General features: G+C 74.2%; 8 protein-coding genes and 1 pseudogene. 4 read left to right on the top strand and 5 right to left on the bottom strand.

What is annotated here, in order from left to right:
• Positions 1–2 precede the first annotated feature (2 nt).
• Both SLP03_RS16040 and SLP03_RS16035 read left to right on the top strand, forming a co-directional pair.
• Positions 3–356 (top strand): hypothetical protein, encoded by a 354-nt coding sequence (locus SLP03_RS16040; RefSeq protein WP_319461395.1) that lies wholly within the window; start codon positions 3–5, stop codon positions 354–356.
• Positions 349–903, top strand: coding sequence for a hypothetical protein (locus tag SLP03_RS16035; protein ID WP_413644530.1), 555 nt, complete (start codon positions 349–351; stop codon positions 901–903). The genes SLP03_RS16040 and SLP03_RS16035 overlap by 8 nt, the downstream gene beginning before the upstream one ends.
• Positions 904–1,214: 311 nt before the next feature.
• Here the strand turns inward: SLP03_RS16035 and SLP03_RS16030 are convergent, their stop codons facing one another.
• The 3 genes from SLP03_RS16030 to SLP03_RS16020 are packed head-to-tail and all read right to left on the bottom strand — an operon-like array spanning position 1,215 to position 3,983.
• Complete coding sequence (locus SLP03_RS16030) at positions 1,215–2,522, bottom strand: hypothetical protein (protein ID WP_319461393.1); 1,308 nt, start codon at positions 2,520–2,522, stop codon at positions 1,215–1,217.
• Positions 2,515–3,666 (bottom strand): hypothetical protein, encoded by a 1,152-nt coding sequence (locus SLP03_RS16025; protein ID WP_319461392.1) that lies wholly within the window; start codon positions 3,664–3,666, stop codon positions 2,515–2,517. Before SLP03_RS16025 ends, SLP03_RS16030 begins: the two co-directional genes overlap by 8 nt.
• A gap of 5 nt (positions 3,667–3,671) precedes the next feature.
• Complete coding sequence (locus SLP03_RS16020) at positions 3,672–3,983, bottom strand: hypothetical protein (protein ID WP_319461391.1); 312 nt, start codon at positions 3,981–3,983, stop codon at positions 3,672–3,674.
• On the opposite strand from SLP03_RS16020, the pseudogene SLP03_RS31650 reads away from it, so the two are divergent.
• Positions 3,873–5,203 (top strand): annotated as a pseudogene (locus tag SLP03_RS31650) (TOTE conflict system archaeo-eukaryotic primase domain-containing protein). The gene SLP03_RS16020 and the pseudogene SLP03_RS31650 overlap by 111 nt on opposite strands.
• 106 nt (positions 5,204–5,309) lie before the next feature.
• On the opposite strand, the gene SLP03_RS16005 reads toward SLP03_RS31650, so the two are convergent.
• Both SLP03_RS16005 and SLP03_RS16000 read right to left on the bottom strand, forming a co-directional pair.
• Positions 5,310–7,433: a hypothetical protein gene (locus tag SLP03_RS16005; RefSeq protein WP_319461388.1), complete on the bottom strand. Its 2,124-nt coding sequence runs from the start codon at positions 7,431–7,433 to the stop codon at positions 5,310–5,312.
• Entirely contained in the window at positions 7,430–10,645 is a 3,216-nt protein-coding gene (locus SLP03_RS16000; protein WP_319461387.1) for a hypothetical protein, read from the bottom strand. The genes SLP03_RS16005 and SLP03_RS16000 overlap by 4 nt, the downstream gene beginning before the upstream one ends.
• Positions 10,646–10,836: 191 nt before the next feature.
• On the opposite strand from SLP03_RS16000, the gene SLP03_RS15995 reads away from it, so the two are divergent.
• The gene (locus SLP03_RS15995; RefSeq protein WP_319461386.1) at positions 10,837–19,527 is read left to right on the top strand and encodes a DUF6603 domain-containing protein; all 8,691 of its coding nucleotides are present in this window, start codon (positions 10,837–10,839) and stop codon (positions 19,525–19,527) included.
• The last annotated feature ends 4 nt before the right edge of the window (positions 19,528–19,531 follow it).

The following is a 19,531-nucleotide window of genomic DNA, read 5'->3' as shown; positions in this document are numbered from 1 at the left end:
AGATGTACGGCGACGACTACGCCGGCGGCGAGCCGGGCACCGACCCCACTCGGCACGGACCCTACCGGCGGGACCGGATCACCGCCGCCTCCTTCGGTCCCTGCGAGGCGACCACCTCCGAGTCCCACCTGCGGACCTGGGCCGAGCAGGACGCGGAACTCCAGGATGAGACTCAGGTCGAGCTTGAGCGTGAACTGTACGCACCGTTGCGGGCGGCCACTGCCGTCTACCGGCTGCGGGACCTGGGTAAGGCCGCGTTCCACGACTGGGGTGGCGTCCACAACGAGTTCCACGAACTCGTCCTCATCGACCGGGCAACGAACCTTCTGACCCTGGTGGTGGCCGCCGATGACTGAACTACCGCAGAGCGCACCCACGCCGGCCACGGTGGCGGCGTGGCTGGTGCTCGACACTCTGCCCGTGGAGACAGTTCCGTGGTACGCCGCCGCCTGGCTGGTCAACGGCCACGACAGCCAGACCCTGCGAGAACTGGCCGGACTCGACGGCCGTGACCCACATGCCGTTCGCGACCTCCTACCGGCCGCGCTGGCCGAGATCGGCATCGCCCTGCCGACCACCGACCTGGCCGCCGCGACCGATGCCTTCCGGCACTTGGCCGAACTGTGCCTGGCCGGCCGGGCCGGTGAACGCTGGGTCGCCCAGATGGTCGAAGAGATCGTCATCCGGACCGACTACAGCAACAGCGTCATCGACCTGCCTCTTGGCCAGCTATACGGCGCGGACGATGCCTGGGAAGGCGGTTGGGGGCCAACCGTCGAGGAACTGACCGCCACCGTACGCGCGGCATGCGTCGAACAGATTTCCTTCGACGGCTTCACCCGATCCTCGCCACCCACCGACGACGAGCCGGTCACGAAGCATTACCCAATAAGTGAGTATTAGCAGCAGCTACGCGACCGGTTCCCCGGTGCCTTGGTCATGCCTGCACCTGCTACATGGCCTGCGCTGTCTACGCCATACACCTATATCTGTGGGCGGACTGCTGGCGTCGGCTCCGCAGCAGATCCGGCGAGCGGCACCGACATCCTGATGGTCGTATCGCACGACGGGCGAGGTCTGTTCGATCCGTTCACGGGCGCGAAGATCGCCCGCGATCTGAACTCCGATGCGGACCTCTGAATCGGCATGCTCGAGTCCCCAGCCGACGCGGTCTGCCCTGCGAGGAAGTGGTTGTTGAGCTGTCGCGGTCTGGCTCATCCTCCTGCCGGGGTGGTGGTGTATCCGAGGGCGCGCAGTGCGCGGCGGAACTGTGTTTCGTGTTCGACGGGAACGGTGAGGTGGCGGTCGCCGACGAGGGTGCACAGGGTGCGCAGTTTCGGGTCGCGGGCGATCAGGGTCGCGAGGGGTACGTCGGCGCATTCGACGAGGCGGACGAGGCCGCGGTCGCGGACTCTGGCGGCGCGGGTGGTCACGTCGTCGACGAGGACGGTCATCGCAGCCGGCAGGTCGTGTGTTGCCCGGTCGGCGAGGAAGGTGACGAACTGGCCGAGCGGCCGGCCGGTTTCGACTGCGGCGAGCAGCGTGTCGGCACGCACGGTCCAGATCCGGTCAGTGGTGTGCTCGGCGTGGGCGTCGAGGACGAGCCGGTCGGCGGCCGTGGGGTCGCCGACGGCGACGATGTCCAGGGTTGGCAGGACCTTCAGGGTCCGTTCCGGCACCGCAGTGCTGGCCGGTGGCAGGTAGCTGCCGGTCAGCCCGAGTGCGTAGGCGCCGAGCGGGTTGAGTCGGATGGCGCGCAGGCCGTCATAGCGGCTGAGGTAGTCGAGGTCGTCGGCGCCCCAGTTGTCGTGGTAGTCGGTGCGGGCGCCGGCCGGGTCGGTGTAGTCGATGTCGATGAGGCCCAGGGTCGCGGCATATTCGAACAGCACGGCGAGGGTGTACCGGCCTTCGAGGATCGGCCAGTCCGCGAATCCGCTGTAGCCGAGGCTGCCGTACTGGGGGTCGACAAGGTACAACTTCCACAGTGCACGCTCGCTGCGGGCGACGGTCGGGGAGGTCTCCCGGTTGCGGCGCATGGTGGCGAACAGGTCGTCGGTGGCGGTCCACTCGTCGAGTGGGCAGCCGGCGAGGGCGGTGGCGACGGCCTTGCGACGGGTCTTGACCGAGGTGAGGACGTTCGCGGCGCGCTGGCCTTTGACCTGGTCGATCCGGTTGAACTCGTCGAGCACGGTGGTGGTGACCCAGGATCGCCAGAGCTGCCGGATCGTCGCGGCGACCGGCTTGGCCAGTGCGGTTCGTCCGCGGTCGGTGAGTTGGAGCCGGCCGCCAGCGAGCTCGGCCAGCCCACCGGCCTGCACGAGCAGCGGCCATGCGAACGCCGCGATCGGCTCACCGGGGTAGAAGTCACCGCCGTCGAGCACCTCGGCGACCGCGGCGACGGTCGCGGCGGCCGGCCTGCGGGTCGTTTCGCCGCACCGCAGTCGACCGGGCGCCACGAGGTGCAGCACGGCGTGAAGGTTGGTCTGGGCCTGCGCAGCGGTCGGCCGGACTGTCTCAGACATCGAGACCTGCCAGTTCGAGGCGTTCGAGCAGACTGGGCTTACGCGCGTGCACCGTCCGAAGCTCGGCCAGCCGCTGCCGGAACGGTGCGGTGCCGCCGTCGCGTTCGCCGAGGTCGCGCAGGTCGACGAGGAGCTGTACGGCCGTGTCGTACTCGCGCGGCTTCTTCGTGTCGATGAGCTCGTTCACCTGCTGCCAGGCGCCCGGCTGGTCGACGGCCAGCGCGTCGAGGTGCCGCTGGCGGGCGGCCACCGCGGACCGTTCCCGGCGGATCCGGTCGCGTTCGCGCTGCTCGGCGTCTCGGCGCTCCCGCTCGGCGCGGAGGTCTGCGGCGGCGACGAGCAGTTCCCCGGCGGTGCGTGAGGCTGCCGTGGTGGACGCGTCCGTGGTCTGCTCGTCGCGGTACCGATGCAGCAGTTGGCTGCGCAGGTGGCTGTCGACGCCCGTGATCAGGCCGGTCAGGATGGTGTCCTTCTCCCGGGCTGGCAGCCGGACGACCCACGTGCGTAGTTGCGCGGCGGTCGGCTCGTCGGCCGCGGGCTGCGCCGAACCGGCCGCCGCGGCTGCGAGCAGGTCGGGGTCGATGCACAGGAACTCGGCGGCCGCGGTGAGCGGGGCGTCGAGCGTGCCCATCCCGGCCGGGACGGGCGGCTCGGGCTCGTCGTCGGCGAGTTCCAGCGACTGCACGCAGCGCAGCCAGCCCAGGTAGAGCAGGCGTAGGTCGCCGGCGGCGAGGCCGGCCCGGGCCGGGATGATCGAGGCGAGCAGGCCGCGCCCGTCGAGGTCCCACTCGTCGGTGCCGTCCTCGTCCTCCCGGTGGAGGCAGACGATGACGTGCCTGCCGGCGGTCCAGGCGGACGCACTGTCACCCACGCAGTAGTCGGCGACGGTGGCGGGGTCGAGCACGTGCTTCGGCAACCGCAACATGAGCTGGCGGGTGCCCCAGTTCGCCAGGTACAGGTGCGCGTCGAAGTACCGCTCCATCAGCTTGCGCAGGTCACCCTTGAAGTCGCCCCACTGGTAGGTGTTGACGAAGCTGGTGGCGGTGATGTCGGCCCGGGTGGACAGCGAACGCAGTTCGGCCTGTTCGCGGGTGGTGAGCGGCCGGTCGACGGCGGTGAACTCGTAGTACTGGTACTCGCTCACCGTGGCTACCGCCCCGCCCAGTGCCGGTAGGCGTCGATCCAGTCGGCGCCGTCCGGTGCAGGTGTGGGCAGCGGCAGTTCGAGCAGGTCGATCTTCTGCCGGTGGCGGCCCCGGGCGCAGACCGCGACGATGCCGTCGGCGGTGAGGTCGACTTTCCGCACGGTCACCTCCATGCCGAGGACGGTGGTGGTGAACGGCACCGCCAGATGCTCTTCGAGCATGGTGAACAGGCCAGTGAGCTGTTCGTCGTCGCCGTACGCGTCGACGGTGGCCTCTTCGATCATCGCCTCGAGCGCCGCATTCCGCTTCGATGCCATCGGCGCAGGATAGCGGACCCGTCCCGGGGTGCTCGAAGCCCGATACCCGAGGATGGTTCGGTGGGTTCGGTAGACGACTTCGAGGGTCTTCGCCGCGAGGTGCAACGGTTACGGGCGGAGAACGCCCGGCTGTCACGGCTGCTCGAACTGCGCGGTCAGGACACGGATCCTGCGCCGGAGCAACTGTCCGCGCCGGTCGCTGCGCCGGGGTTGGTCACGATGGCCTCACCGGTGGCGGACAAGCTGGCGCTATTCGCCGACCGGTTCCGGGCCCGCGTCGACGTGTACGCGGTGCGCTGGGAGAACACCCGCACCGGCGCTGCCGGGTGGACGCCCGCCGTCGCCGGCGGCTGGCGTAAGGGCATGGACCGGCGCGGCGCCGCATAACTGCCCCGGACGCTTGAGGTCATCGCCGCTCATCTCGTCGGCGACGTGTTCATGGGGCTGTACCCGCTGCTGCCCGGCAACACATGCCACTTCGTCGTGGCCGACTTCGACGGCCCGACGGCGATGCTCGATGCCCTGGCCTACGTTAAGGCGGCGCGAGCCAGCGCTGTGCCGGCGGCATTGGAGATCTCCGTCGCGGCGCCCACGTGTGGATCTTCTTCGCCGGCCTGGTCCCGGCGGCGATGGCCCGTGCCGTCGGCACCGCACTGCTGCACGAGGCGATGGTGCTGCGCGGGTCGATGGACCTGCGGTCGTACGACCGGCTGTTCCCCAACCAGGACGTCCTACCCGAGGGCGGCTTCGGCAACCTCGTCGCCGCGCCGCTGCAGGGCCGGCCCCGCAAGGACGGGCTAACCACGTTCCTCGATCTCGGCACGCTCGAGCCGTACGAGGACCAGTGGGCGTTCCTCTCGACACTGGACCAGCTCAGCCCCGGCGACGCGGAACGCATCGCCCGGCAGGCCAAGCTTGCCACCACCGGCGCCGACGTCGCCACGATGAGCCGGTCCGACGCGACCCTGGTGAATCCCGCTCTGCCACCGGTGGTACACGCGGAAGCCGGTGCCCGGCTGAGCCTCGACGCCGCGCAGCTCACCCCGGCCGCGCTGGCGACGTTCAAGCACGCCGCCGCCATGGCCAACCCGAAATTCTACGAACTGCAACGACTACGCAAGTCCACCTGGGACACCCCACGATTCATCCGCGGCTACGACCTCACCCTCGATGGCACGGCACACGCTACCGCCGACCGGCTCCAATCCGTCGGGGCCTGACCCGAAGCCCGTTCGCTGAACCGCCTGACGGACCCCGCAAAACCAGACCCACCCAGAGTCGCTATCCCTGGTCGGGGATAGATGCCGAAGCCTTGGGATTGGCGGCTCAAGGCGGGGGAGGGGGAAGGTCGTCGGCGTCGAAGCGGAACGACCCGCGGGTGGTCAGCAGCGTCCGCTCGCCGGCCGGCATGGCGGCCACCGGCAGGGTGAACCGGCGCGGGTTGGCGGCGCCGGCGGCGGCCCAGCCCGGCCAGTGGTCCACCATTCCCAGCGTGACGACCATGCTGCTGGGGTCGCCGGCCGGGTTCGGCGGGAAATCCACCGGGGCCCGGGCGAGGAACTGCGCCGCCAGCGCGGCCTCGTGCGCATCACCCCAGGTGGTCGGGTCACCGGCGAAGTTGGGCACACCGGCGGCCGCCGCCGCGGTACGGATGGCGCGCAGCGACGCCCCGGCGTGCCCGCCCGCCACCATGCCGCCGGGGCTGAGGATGTGCCAGCGGTAGAGGAATGCCACGGTGCGTTCGGAGGTCAGGACGTCGCCGATACGTGCCCGGCGGCTTCCGCCGGGCACGGCCGGATCCGGGACGTTGGCGACGGTCGGCACGGCGCCTGGTGCGTCCCACGGGGTGGCCAGCAGGTCGCGGATGCGGATGCGGGCCATGTGCCACATGCGGCGGCGGAACCCGTCGACGGTGCGGGCGGCCATGACGAACCGGTAGAACCAGTGCCAGGACCGGAACACGTCGAACTCACCGGCGATCTGCGGGATCCGCTGTGGTGCCCGGCCCACGGTCGGTGTCGTCGGGCGGGACACGTACTTGCGTTCGGGCAGGAACAACGCGCCGCCGTCGGCGCCCCACGGCGTCTCCGGGTCGACGCCGAACCGGCCGACGGCCTCGGTGAACGCGTCCGCGTCGGCGGCCTTCAGGTAGGACAGGAAACCCCACAGCTCGCCGTCGCGGACGCCCCACGTGCCCGGCGGCGGCTGCGGTGCGGGAGGTACGGCGATCGGCCCGGCCGTCCAGTGGCACGGGCCCAGCGAGATGAACGCGTTGTCCCACGCGTTCACGCCGTCGAAGAACCCGATCGCCTCCACTTCGGCGACCGCGCGGACCACCTTGTAGGTGGACAGGCGGCGGCCCGCCGTGTCGCGCTCCGCCGGGGCCCGCCCGTTGTCGTCGCGGACGGTCACCAGGTCGCCGAGCGTGGGACCGGCCGGGCCGGTGGCCGGCAGCAGATTCTCGGGGAGCATCTCTCCCTCGGGGTGCCAGGTGTGCCGCTCCGGCAGTGCGAGAGGCCCGGTGAAGCCGAGCGCGGCGGTCCACTCGCCGACCGGGTCCAGTTCCGGGTGGGCCGGGGACACTGGCGGCCGGGTCGGCCGCGGCCAGGTGGCCGGGGTGAGGTCACGCACGAACATGCGCGGCGCCCCGACCGGCAGGTCGGTGTGCAGCCACAGGTTGTCCGCCAGCGGGCCGCGCCCGGCGCCCGCGGCGACGCGCAGGTGGTCGGGGGCCCCGGCGGCCATGTCCCACGCCTCGACGACGATCGGGCAGCGCCACTGTTCGGCGATCCACCGGTCGAGCACGAACCGGGTCCACGCGTCGACCACGCCGGTGGCCTCCGCCGGGTACCGCTCGTAGAACCAGGCGGGTTCCGGGCGCAGCCGGTCCGACCACCGTTCGGGGGCGACCGTGGTGCCCGCGTCGTGCGGGGTGGCCGCGGTGCCGGCCTGCCCGCGCAGGACGGTGAGCACTGGGGTTCCGGCGCCGGCGGTCACGGTGAGCACCTCGGCGCCGAGGCGGATCGGGACCGGCGCCGCGGCGGGCAGGCCCTCGCCGCCGCTGGCCGGGATCTGCAGGGCGGCGGCGGTGATCGCGGCGGTGGTGGTGACCTCGTCGGCGCGTTCGACGGCGGCGCCGTGCAGCGCCGCGTACCGCTGGAATTCCTGCACGGCCCAGCGGGTGCGCCGGTCGAAGACGGTGGCGCCGGCCGGCGCGCCGAGGAATCCCAGCGTGCGCAGGTCGGCGTGCAGGTCGCGGATGTGGGTCGGTGCCGGTGCGAGGCCCGGCCGGTCGGCGCCGCCGTAGCGGCCGGGTGCGGCCCCGGCCGGGTCGTGGTCGCCCTCCCGCAGGTCGAAACCTCCGTACCGGTCCGAGGAGGGTCCGGCGACGACGGCGACCACCCACTGCACGATCTGCCCGAGCTCGCGGGCCGCGTCCACGATGATCACGGCGCCGCCACCACCGGCTCCCAGGCCTGGGCGCCGAAGCGGACCCGGGTGATGGGGCTGCCGGAGGCCGACAGCTGGGCCATCATCGCCTGCCGGCCGGCCCGCCCCGGATCACGGATGAACCACAGCCCGTAGCGGGAGCCCTTGGGCAGGTTCTCCGCGTCCCCGTGGGCGTCGACCAGGTAGCCGCGGGCCAGCGCCCGCAGATCCGCGAGAGTCATCAGGTGCACCAGATCGGACTTGAGCTCGAGCGCCTCCCGCACCCCGTCGACCAGGTACCAGTCGTCGGGCACGGTGCTGCCCGCCACGGGAATCTTGATCTCGTCCGTCTTGAAGAAGATCACCCGTTTGCCGCGGCCGGGGAGGAACAGCACCTCGGCGAGCAGGCCGCGCCGCCCGTTGCGGGACCCGATGCTCAGGCCGCCGTCGAGGCACAGCTGGTCGAAGCGGTCGAGCATGGCCAGCCGGGTGTCGTGCGCGGTGATCTTCTCGAAGCGTTTGGCGTGCGCCACGGCGAGCACCTGGTCGAGGTCGGCGCGCAGGTCGAGCTGGGCGGCCGGCAGTCCGGCGTAGGTGCGGCCGACCTCCTCCCGCAGGGTCCGCCACTGGACGCTGCCGCGGTCGATGCCGAGCGAATCCTTGCTGACCGACGGGCGCGGCTTGCGCACCGCGGTGCCCAGCCGCAGCCGCAGTTGGAGGGTGCTCAGCCCGGCGAGCTCCTGCGCGAACTGGGGGCGGTCGGCGGGGGCGGCGGCCTCGAGCAGGGCGGCCGCGCGTTCCTGTGCGCGTACCAGCTCCGTGCCGGAGCCGAACCGGCGAACCAGCAGCCGGGCCAGGTCGGGGCCGTACGCGCGGGCGAAGTCGAGGGTGCCGGCGCTGCTGGCGAGCGCGGACAGGCCCGGTCCGCCGGCCGAACGCAGGGTCTGCGCGGCGGCGAGCTGCGGGTGGGTGAGCAGCCGCAGGAAGTCCACCTGCCGCGGGCCGGCCGCCGCGAGGATTGTGTCGATGGTCTCGGCGCTGAACCCGGCCGACGTCAGGCGCAGCAGCCCGGCGGCGGCGACGTCGTCGAAGGCCGCCTCCTCCAGCCCCGGGACGCGGCCGATCGCGAGCTCCGCGGCGGTCGGGGCGCGCTCGGGCAGGGCGAGGGTGAGGTAGACGGCCCGGTGCCCGCCAGGCAGGGTGCCCACCAGCACCCCGGGCAGCGCGGTTGTGTCGACCTGGCCGCCGCGGTCGGCGTAGAAGTCGTCGAGCCGCGCGCGTGCCTCCTCGGCCAGGGTGACCACACCGGGCCGGACCGGGCGGGCCAGCGGCGACAGTCCGGCGACGGCCGGGCTGGCCATCCCGATCATCGCCAGGCGCAACTCCAGCTCGAAGCGGGCCCGCGCGAACGGTTCGATCAGCTGCGGCACCCGCGGGTCGCCCTCGGGCAGCGTGTCGACCAGGGCCAGGAAGTCGGTCCACAGCGCGTGCGCGTCCCGCAGGTACTGCTCACGCTCGGCGGCGGTGGCGGTACCGTCCGCGACCTTGCCGAAGGTGGACTGCAGGTTCGCGCGGCGCGCGTCCAGCAGTTGCAGCCGCACCGGGTCGATGTCCGTTACGCCGATGAGCCGCTCGGCGAAGCTGGTGGCCAGCAGCCGCCCGGCGCCGAGCGCGACGGTCATGACGATGTTCTGCAACGCCGCGTGCCCGAGTTCGGACAGCGACAGCAGCCGGCCCCGCTTGATCAGGCTCTGCAGTTCCGCGAAGGCCAGCAGCGACACTTGCGCCACGGCCGTCCGGGCGACGACGAAGCCGATCCGGACCGCGGCCGTGTCGGCCTTGACCACCTGCACGAACACCCGGGCGAAGCCGCCCTCCACCGCCTTGAGGCCGCCCATCATCGCCGCGTTCCACAGCAGCTCCTCGGCGAAGGACGACTCGGCGATCGACGTCGGCCCCAGCAACGCCTCGTTGCCGGCGCGCACCACGACGGTGAACCAGACGGTCTCGGCTACGAACGCGCCGACACCCGCGACGCCGACGCCGAGCACGGTCGCCTCGCCGGCGAGCGCGGCGACGGCCGCGCCGGCCGCGCCGGCGGTCAGGGACGCGGCGGCGACCACCACCGTGGCCAGCAGCGCCACCTTGACCGCGTTCTGCCAGCCGAGGGTGCTGACCAGCGTGTCGCCGTCCGCGGCGACCGCCGGGCGGGCCAACATCTCGGACAGCGCGGCGACGCCGGCGACCTGCGCGGCGGCCGCCTGGGCGACCCGCTTCGGGTCGCCGGACTGGGCGTCACCGAGCGCGTTGCCCACAGTGGTGATGATGGCGTCGAGTTCGGTCACGTATCCGCGGACGCGGGCTTTCAGGTCGGGGTACGCGATCAGTTGGTCCACGCCCGTGGCGAGCTGATCTCGAAGGGTGAGGGCGCCCAGGGCGCCCGTCAACGCCTGCAGCTGCCGGACCAGGGCGGTGACCTCGCCGGCGGTGCCCGGGTCGTGCATGTCGCGCATGGACCGGGCCCGACCCAACGCCTCGTCGAGGTCGTCGCGCAGCGTCCACCCGCCGGTCGCCGGGTCGTTCCCGTCCGTGGCGGCGTACCGGTCGGCGGTGCTGCTTCCCGCCGGCAGGCCCAGCTCGCCGCGCAACTCCCGCAGCTGCGACCAGGCCCGCTCGGCCTGCACGATCTGCCCGGCGATACCCCGCGGGCCGAGATACTGGTCGCGGATGAGGCCGGGCAGCGCGGCCATCGCCGCGTCCGCCCGATCCATGGCCCGCGTGGTGGTTCCGCGCAGCACCGAGCGCAGCTCGGTGACGATCACCGCCGAGTACATCCGCCGGACGCGGCGGACCTCGGTGAGGATCGGGTCACGCACGTCCGGCAGGTAGTGGGCGGGGTCCTGAAGAGACACCAGCTGGGCGATAACCGGACCGGCCGCCACCACCGCGTCGAACGCCGCGTCGATCCGCGCCATCCGGGCGGCGATCTCGAACACCTCGGGCGCCGGGTCGGTGGGCGCCGGGTCGGCCTGCTCCGCGTGCACGATGTCCAGCGCCGCGGACAGCTCCGGGGCGCCCGCCACCAGCGGGGACAGCCACACCTCGAGCAGGCCCAGCGTCGTCGGCACATCCAGCACCGGCTGGGTGGGCTCGGCGCGCGGCGGCGTCGGGGTGTCGTCGACAACCCCGAGGGCACCGAGGAGCTGGGCGAGCAGGCCAGGTTGCGCGGTCACGAGGTCTCTCCTGGTCCCCGAGCCGATAGTGGCTCCATCGTGGGCGATGCCGGCGTCCGTCCACAAGCATCCGATCGGGGTCGGATATCCAACACCGATGATGCGCGAAATCGGTCGAACGGTCGTTGACCTGCCCACCGGGCCCTTGCCAGGATCGGGGAATCTTCCAGCCGGGCAGCCGGGAGGCCGCGGTGGGGCTTGCGATCGGCGTCGACCAGCGGCTCGTCTCGGCGCTACGCGCCGTCGGGATCCTCGGCCCGGACGGCGGCGTCGACCCCACCTGGTTCGACCACCCGCTGGACGCGCTGCGCAAGACCCTGTCCGACCCGGCCCAGCGCGCCGCGGTCGTGCAACTGCTCGACGACGCGCTGCCGCCCACGCCGGGCCCGTGGGAGGCCGACGGCAGCCGCTGGCATCCGATGCTGCCCGCGAACACCTACGGGAACGTCTACCTGACCGTCACCGACACGGTGTTCGGGGTGGCCGCCCGCGCCGCCGGCCCGTGGACCGGACCGCCGGGGGTGGATCTCACCCTCACCCTGCCGCTGGTCGACGTCGTCGGCGGCCAGATGACCGCGGTGGCCGGGTCACCCGCCGGGCCGCTGCGGGTCGCCCTGCGCGTCGACCTCGGCGCCGACAGCATCCCGTCGGCCGTCGGGGTGGCCGTCACCGTCGACGCCACCGGCGCGGCGGTGCGGGTGCGGCTGGAGCAGGCCGACCCGGACGGCACCCTGCGGGTCACCGAACTCGACCCGACCCGCGCCGACGCGCAGACCGTGCAGGCGGTGCAGGCGCTCCTGCTGGCGTTCCTGGACCGCGAATTCGACCCCGACCCCCGGGTACGGCGGGTCGTGGAGCACCTACCGGGCCTGTTCGGCCTGGGCGACCCGCAGCTGACCCCGCTGCCGCTGGCCGACCTCGCCCGCGACCCCGGGCAGGCCCGCACCTGGGCGGCCTCAATCGCCACCCGGCCCGCGTCGCTCGTCGCCTGGTTCACCCACGCGGCCGGGCTCATCGGCGCGCTGCCGCTGGTGGACCCGGCCGGGCACCCCGCCCCGCCGCAGGTCAGCGGCGCCGGCACAGACACCGACCCGCTGCGGGCCACCCTGGTCGACCTCGGCGACGGCATCGACATCGGCCTGCTGCTGGGCGTCACCGCCGGCGCCGCCCCCGCCCTGCAGGTCGGCGTCGAGCTCGGCGTGCCGCTGGCCGTGGCCGGCCGCGACGCCCGGCTGGACGCGCAAGCGATGCTCGCCGCGTTCCCGCTGGCCGGGACGGCACCCACCACGGTGCTGCCCGCCGCTCGGCTGAAGGTCGCCGTCGGTGTCCTCGACGGACACGTCGAGGGCGGCGCCACCTGGGACGGTGCCCGGCTGAGCCCGCTCCTCGGGCTACGCGCGGTCACCATCGCCGGCACCACCCGCACCGTCGACCTGTCCAGCGCCGACGCGGTGGTGGAGGCCGTCGCCGACACCGTGGTGACCGCGCTAGAGCAGGCGGTCGGGCTGAACGGCACCGGCCGGCACGCGCTGGCGCTGCTGGGCCTGGCCGACCCGGCCACCGCGCCCGGCTGGACGCACCGGCTCGGCGCGGACCTGTTCTCCGGCGAACCCCTCGCGGCGGTCGGCCGCAGGCACCTGGCCGCCCTCGACGACTCCGCCACCGGGTGGGGGCCGCTGTTCGCCGAACTGGCCGGCCTGCTCGGGCTGACCGTGCCCGCCGGCGCCGGCGGGGGCCACGGCACCCTGGCCGACCCGTGGCGGGCCACCATTGTGGACGTCCCGCCCACCGACGACGCCCCCGGCCTGGCTCTGCAACTGGTGGCCTGGGACGCGGCCGACGACACCACCCCGGCGGGCGCGCACCGGCTGCGGATCGGGCTGCGCGCCGCCGCCGACATCGGGGCGTGGACCGCGTCCTGGGCGTGCGAGGTCGTCGGATTCGACTTGGCGTCGGCCGCGCTGACGGCCGTGCGGTTCGTCGGCGCGCAGCACGTCGAGGTGCTGCTCGGCGCGCTGCCGGAGCTCGGCGGCGACGGCGGGCTCAGCCTCGCCGCACAGGGCATTGCCGCCCGCCTGGACTGGCTGCCCGGCAGCCCCCTGTCGGCCGGGATCGAGCTGCGCGACCTGGTCCTCGTCGACGACGGGCCGGCGCCGCGGCAGGTCGGCCCGCTGACCCTGCGCCTGCCCCCGCCCGGACTCGACCTGACCGCACCCGACCTGGGCGCCTCCACCGGGTTCGGCCTGGACGAGGAGGTGCTGCCCGACCTGCTGAGCCTGCTCCTCGGGCACGCGCTGCGGCTGTGGGGCCCGGACTCCACCGCGCATGTCATCGGCGGCGTGCTGGGCCTGCACGCCGACCTGGCCGGGCTGCCCGCCGACTGGCCGCGGCTCATCCCGGCCACCACCGCCGACCTGGCGGCCCTGCTCCGCGATCCGCTGCCCGGCCTCACCGCGCACCTGCGGCGGCTGCTCACCGGCGGCGGCGCCGACGGCCCGTACGCGCCGGCCGCGCTGCGCTGGATCGGTGTGCTGCTGGCCGACGCCGCACCCACCACCCCGGACGCCGAGCCCGCCCCCGCATTGACGGTGACCGGCGCGGGCACTGACGACGACCCGTGGGCGATGCCCCTGTTCGGCACCGGCGAGACCCTCGACGGGCCCCCGGACGCCGAGCTGCTGCTCTGGCTCGACCCGCCCCCGCCCGGCGGCACGGGCGCCGGGTCGCTGCGCGCCGCCGGCGACGGGCAGACCCTGCTGGCCCGGCTCGCCGCGGCCACGGGCACGGGCGACACCCCGGCCGCGGCGGCGCTGCGCGGCCGGGACACCGCGACGGCCGGGCCCGCCCTGGACCGGCTGGCGGGCTGGCTCGCCGACGGGGACGGGCTTGTGCCGTACGCCGCCGCCACCGCGGTGCCCGCCTCCTGGACCGTGGGCACGCCGGCGACCTGCCCGCACGACGCGCTGCCCGCCGACCCGGCCACGATCGCCCAGGTCGCCGCGCGGCTGACCGGGTGGGGTGCCGGCCCCGGCTGCCCCGTCCTGCTGCTGTCCACCGTGACCAGCACCGCCGACTGGTCGGCGCTGCTCGCCAGCGTCGACCCCGGCCACCACCCCGACGCCGACCTCGACCTGGGCATCGCCGCGGCCGCCTACCGGCTCACCCTGGACGACACCGACACCGACGGGAGCCTGCGGGACCTCGACGCGCTGGCCGGGCAGGTGCAGGCCGCGATCACCCGGGTGCGCGCTGCCACCGGCGCGGCGTCGGTGTGCCTGGTCGGGCACGGCCCCGGCGGTGTCCTCGCCCGCGTGGTGGCCGCCCGCACCCCGGCGACGGTGCGCGGAGTGGTCAGCCTCGGCGCCCCGCACGGCGGCAGCACCCTGCTCCCGCTGACCGACACCGACGTCGCCGACGCCGCCCGCCTCGCCCGGCTGCTGACCGACCCGGCCGGGCCGGACACGGCCGCCCTGGACATGATCGTCGCCCGGCTCGACGGCGGCCCCGCCCGCCGCGGTGTGCTACCCCCCGCCGGCGCCTACCACCCCGACGCGTTCACCGGGCCGCCCGCCGCCGGGGCCGAGCCGGTCCCCGGCCTCGCGATCGGCGCCCGGCTAAGCGCCGGGCTCATCACACGGCTCGCCGCGGCCGCCGCCGACACCGTCCCCACCACCACCGCGGCCGGAACGACGGCGCCGCCGGCCACCCACATCGGCCTGGGCGTGCGGGTGGCCGCCTGCACCCGCACCGGCGGCGGGGACCTCACCCTCGACGGGCAGGTCCGGCTGGACGCGACCCGGATCCGCATCGCGCCCGGCCCGGAACCCGCACGCCCGGCGCAACGGCTGCGGGTCGGGGCCTGGATCGGCCGCGACGGCGCCTGGCTGGCCGGCGACCCCGGCGCCCGCGACACCGGCGCTGGGCCGCGGGCGGTACTGCGGATCCGCGCCGCCGAGGTGGACGTCGTGGTCGACCGCGCCGCGACCGGCGGGGTGGACGTCACCGTGTCGGCGGCCGGATACGAGGCCGGGCCGCCCGGAGCCAGCGAGGCGACCGTGCCGCTGGCCCGGTTCGCCACCACCGTGCGGGACCTGCAGGCGGGCACCCTGGGCGCCGGACGCCGCCCGATCGACAACCTGCTCGACCTGCTGCTCGCCCTCGACCAGGCGCCCGGCCCCGCCCTCGCCCAGCGGCTGCCCGACCTGCTGCAGCTGGTGCTGCCGGCGATCGGCGCCACTCGGGTCGCCGAGGTGCCCGGCGGCTGGCAACTGCCGGTGCTGGGCGAGACGCTGCAGGTGCTGCTCACCCCGGCGCCGTGGCGGCTGCACCTGCGTACCGCGCCCGCCCCGGCCGGCGCCGGCGAGGACTGGCAGCCGCGCCTGGACGTCGACGCCGCCCTGGGTCTGCCCGGCTTCGACGCGACTGTCCGGGTCGGCGCGGCGTTCGGGCCGCTGCGCGTCACCTGGTCCGGCGGCGGCGCACCGCCGTCGCTGGTGGTGGCGATGCCGCCGTGGCTGCCCGACCTGACCGAGCTGCCCGCCCCGCCGCCCGCCGACCTGGCCGCCGCCGTCGTCGCCGCCCTGCCCGGCGCGCTCGCCTCGGCCGCGCTGGCGATCGCGGTGCAGCCGTCGCTCGGGCCGGCCGCCCGGGCGGTGCCGCTGTCCCGGCTGCTCGCCGCGCCCGGCCCGTGGCTGCGCGGCGCGTTGGGCCGCACCGACGGGGCCGGCTTCGACGCGGCCGCCCTAGACGGCCTGCTCGGCGTGGTCAGCGCCCTGCTCGGCGCCACCGGCGGCGCCGACGGCGCCGGCAACGGCCTCACCCTGCCCGGCGGGCTGACCCTGCGCGCCCGGCCCGGGCAGAACGACCCGACCGGCACGACGGTGCTGCGGCTGACCGGCACCGTCCCACTCGACGGCACCAGCCTGCAGGTGACCCTCGGCCTGGCCCTGCGGGCACCCGCCGGGCAGCCCATCCGGGTCGCCCCGGAGGGCAGCGTCACCGTCGAGGTCACGCTGCCCGGCGACTGGGGCGCGATCACCCTGGCCGCGGGCGCCGACGCGGCCGGGCTCGCGCTGTCCGTGACCCCGCACGCCGGCGCCGACCCGGGCACCCGCATCGACCTGCTTCCCCAGTTCAGTGGCCTGGGCGCGCTGGCGCAGGCGGCGACCCGGCTGCTGCCGCACCTGCTGCAGCAACTGGTCGACGAGCTGCGCCCGGCCGGTGGCGGCGCCCCGACCGGGCTGCTGGCGGCCGTCCTGGACGTGGCCACCGCCCTGGACATCTACGGCGACGACGCGCAAGGCTTCGAGGAGCCGCAGCGCGCCGCCCGCCTGTCCGCGATGCTCACCCCCGGCTGGTGGCAGCAGCAGGCCACCGACCCGGCGTACCTGGCCACCCTCGTCGCCCGGCTGGTGAACCTGTTCGGGGCGCCGCCGCTGCTGCCGTTCCCGATCGGCACGGCCGTCGCCGACGGCGGCACCGTCGTCTGGTCGATCACCCCGACCGGGGCGGGCCCGTTGTCGGTACAGCTGGGCTGGGGCACCACCGGCGAGCCGGTCCTGGCCCTGGGCGCGTCCGGGCTGCGGCTCGGACCGGTGACGCTGGACAGCGCGATGCTGGGGCTGTCTCCACGGCTGAACTGCCGGGTTCTGGTGCACCTCGCCGTCGACGGGGTGCTCGCGGTGGTCCAGCCCGCACTGGACGTCGACGTGGACATCGACACCGCCCACGGCACGGTCACCTTCGCCGTGCGCCTGCTGCCGCTCGGCGTGGGCACCGGCGACGACCTCGCGATCGCGTTCGCGCCGGCGCTGAAGGCCACCGCCAGCGACGAGGCGCCGCTGATGCTGGTCGAACAGTGGGGGATACCGATCGCCGGTGAGGTGCTGCTGCGGGCCATCGACGGGCAGGCGCCCGGGGCGTCGACGACCCCGCTGCTCAAGCGTCCGCTGTGGACCGACGGGCCGACCACCGAGACCATCCTCACCGCCTCCGGGCTGGTCGAGACCGCGTCCGGGTCACTACGCATCACCCGCACCCTGCCCGACATCGGCGGCGCCGTCCTCAAGGCCCTGCAGGCGGCCGCCACCGGCATCCCCATCACCATCACCCCCGACCTGCACCTGATGCTGATGTCCGAGCCGGTCACCGGCGGGTCCCGCACCGGGGTGCGGCTGCGCGGGCACGCCGACATCGAGGCCGGCGACCTGACCGTGCGGCTGCGATTCGGCGACGCCGACTGGCTGGCCACCGACCCGAACCGGGGCGTGACCGCCTGGCTGGTGGAACCCGACCCGGCCGGGCCGCTCCCGCTGCGCCTGGCCGTCGCCCTGCGCATGGTCGGGGTCGGCATCGGCCTGGCCCGCACCGACGACACGCCGCTGGTCGACGGCGTCGTCGTCATCGGCTCGGCCGGCGGCCTGATGTTCCTCGACGCCACGTTCGTCGAGGCGGGCGCGGCGAAACTGGCCGTGGCCGGACTGGGCGCCGCCCTGCAGATCGAGCAGGCCAGCGTGAACGTCGCCGGGCAGGACGGCGACAGCTTCGTGGCGAAGATCCTGCCGCCGGAACTGGCCGCACCGTTCGACCTGGCGGTCATCTACCGGGACGGCACCCTGCGCATCGAAGGGTCGATCGGGCCCGAACCCGGCCGCATCGAGCTGACCATCCCGCTCGACCTGGACCTCGCGGTCATCCGGATCACCGAGCTGATGCTCGCCCTGCAGACCGGCGGCGGCCCGCCCAGCATCGAGCTGGCTCTCAGCGGCGGCGCCGACCTCGGCCCGGTGCACGGCGTGGTGCAGCGGGTCGGCATCGCCGCGACGTTCGGCTCCACCGGCGCCCAGCTGCGGTTCCGGCCCCCGGACATGGTCGGTCTGTCCATCGACACACCGACGCTGCGGCTGGGCGGGTTCCTGCTGGTCGACGCCGAACACGGCCGCTACATCGGCGCCATCGAGATCGCCGTGCTGCAGAAGTTCGAACTGTCCGCGGTCGGGCTGATCACCACCCGCAACCCGGACGGCACGCCCGGCTTCTCGCTGCTGTTCATCATCTCGATCGTGTTCCCCGTCCCGATCACCCTGGGCTACGGGTTCTTCTTCGCCGGGGCGGGCGGGCTGCTCGGCCTCAACCGCAGCGTCGACCTGGACCGGCTGCGCCTCGGGCTGCGCGCCGGCACCGCGGACAGCATCCTGTTCCCCACCGACGTGGTGCACCGGGCCACCGCCATCGTGCACGACCTGGAGACCGTGTTCCCGGTCGCCCCCGGCCAGTTCCTCATCGGCCCGATGGCGATGATCACCTGGAGCACCCCACCGCTGATCACGATCAAGCTGGGCATCATCCTGGAGCTCGGTGCCCAGGTCAAGGTCGCGATCCTGGGCGCCGTCCGGGCGGCGCTGCCCACCGCCGACGAGCCGGTGCTGGACCTCAAGGCCGCGTTCCTGGGCACCGTCGACGTCGCCGCGCAGCTACTCACCTTCGACGTCGCCATCTACGACTCGTTCCTGGGCGCCGGGGACTACAAATTCACGTTCGAGGGCGACATCGCGGTACGCCTGTCGTGGTCGAAGCAGCCCGACTTCGTTCTGTCCGTGGGCGGCTTCCACCCCAGCTACACCCCCGCCCCGTACCTGAAGCTGCCGGTGATGCGCCGGATCAGCATCAGCCTGATGAAGGACAACCCGCGGCTCACCTTGGGCACCTACCTCGCGGTCACCGCCAACACGGTGCAGATGGGCGCCCGGCTGGACTTCGCGTTCGCGGTGTCCGGCTTCTCCATCGAGGGCGACTTCGGCTTCGACGTGCTGTTCCAGTTCTCCCCGTTCCGGTTCGACGCGCACGCCTGGGCGCACCTGGCGGTCAAGGCCGCCGGGTCGGTGCTGCTCTGCCTGACCCTGGACTTCACCTTGCGCGGGCCGGCGCCGTGGACCGCGCACGGCACCGCGTCGTTCTCCATCCTGTTCTTCTCCGTCAGCGTGGAGTTCGAGGCCCACTTCGGGGAGGCCCTCGAAGACGCGGCCCACGACATCGCGCTGCTGCCGAAGATCCTGGCCGAGTTCGCCCGCACGGAGAACTGGGAGGGTCGGCTGGCCGTCACCGCCACCTCCGCGGTGACGCTGCTGCCGATCCCGGCGACGGTGATCGACGCGGGCGGGTCGCTGACGGTCAGCCAGCGGGTGCTGCCGCTGAACACGACGATCACGATGTTCGGCACCAGCCACCCCAGCGACCTGAGCCGGGTGGACATCGGCCCGCTGCGCATCGGCACCGGCACCGGCACGGCGGACACCCGTACGGTGACCGAGCCGTTCAGCCCCGCCGCGTTCACGGCACTGTCCGATGAGGACAAGCTGCGCTCGCCCGCGTTCGAGCAGCGGGCCGCCGGGGTGCAGGTCACCTCCGGCACCGGGCTGAGCACCACCTACGCGGTCGTCCGCCCGGCCCGCTTCGACGTCATCGTCGTCGACGAGGTGCCCGCACCCACCGCGGCGGGCGGCGGGGCCGGCGCGGGCGGGGCGCCGGTGCTCGTGTCGCGCACCCTCGACGCGGCGGAGCTGGTCCGGCAGGCCCGCCATGGCGCCGCCGGCCGTAGCCCCGCCGCGGCCCGGCTCCGGCAGGAACGGCAGGCGGGCAGCGTGCTGGACGTCGCCGCGCCGCGGGACCGGTACGCCGTCACCGCCGGCACCGACCTGCGGCCGCTGGACGCCGCCGGGCAGCCCGTGGCCCCTACCGGCAGCGACCCGCACGGGCTGCCGGTCTACCCCGACGGCACCCTGCTGGCGTTGTCCGACGCGCAGGCCCGCCGCGCCGCCCTCGGCGGTCAGACGCAGATCGTGCCCGCGGCGCAGCTGCCCGCAGTGCAGGAGGTGAGCGCCTGACGTC

Source organism: Micromonospora sp. RTP1Z1, assembly GCF_033804685.1.
Taxonomy (GTDB): Bacteria; Actinomycetota; Actinomycetes; order Mycobacteriales; family Micromonosporaceae; genus Micromonospora.
The sequence above is the reverse complement of the archived record's forward strand: the minus strand, read 5'-3'. Positions and strand labels throughout refer to the sequence as shown.

What these genes read in the sequence shown, in the direction of transcription:
- SLP03_RS16040 (WP_319461395.1), top strand. Translation starts at nt 3, where the DNA reads ATGTACGGCGACGACTACGCCGGCGGCGAGCCGGGCACCGACCCCACT.
- SLP03_RS16035 (WP_413644530.1), top strand. Translation starts at nt 349, where the DNA reads ATGACTGAACTACCGCAGAGCGCACCCACGCCGGCCACGGTGGCGGCG.
- SLP03_RS16030 (WP_319461393.1), bottom strand. Translation starts at nt 2,522, where the DNA reads ATGTCTGAGACAGTCCGGCCGACCGCTGCGCAGGCCCAGACCAACCTT.
- SLP03_RS16020 (WP_319461391.1), bottom strand. Translation starts at nt 3,983, where the DNA reads ATGGCATCGAAGCGGAATGCGGCGCTCGAGGCGATGATCGAAGAGGCC.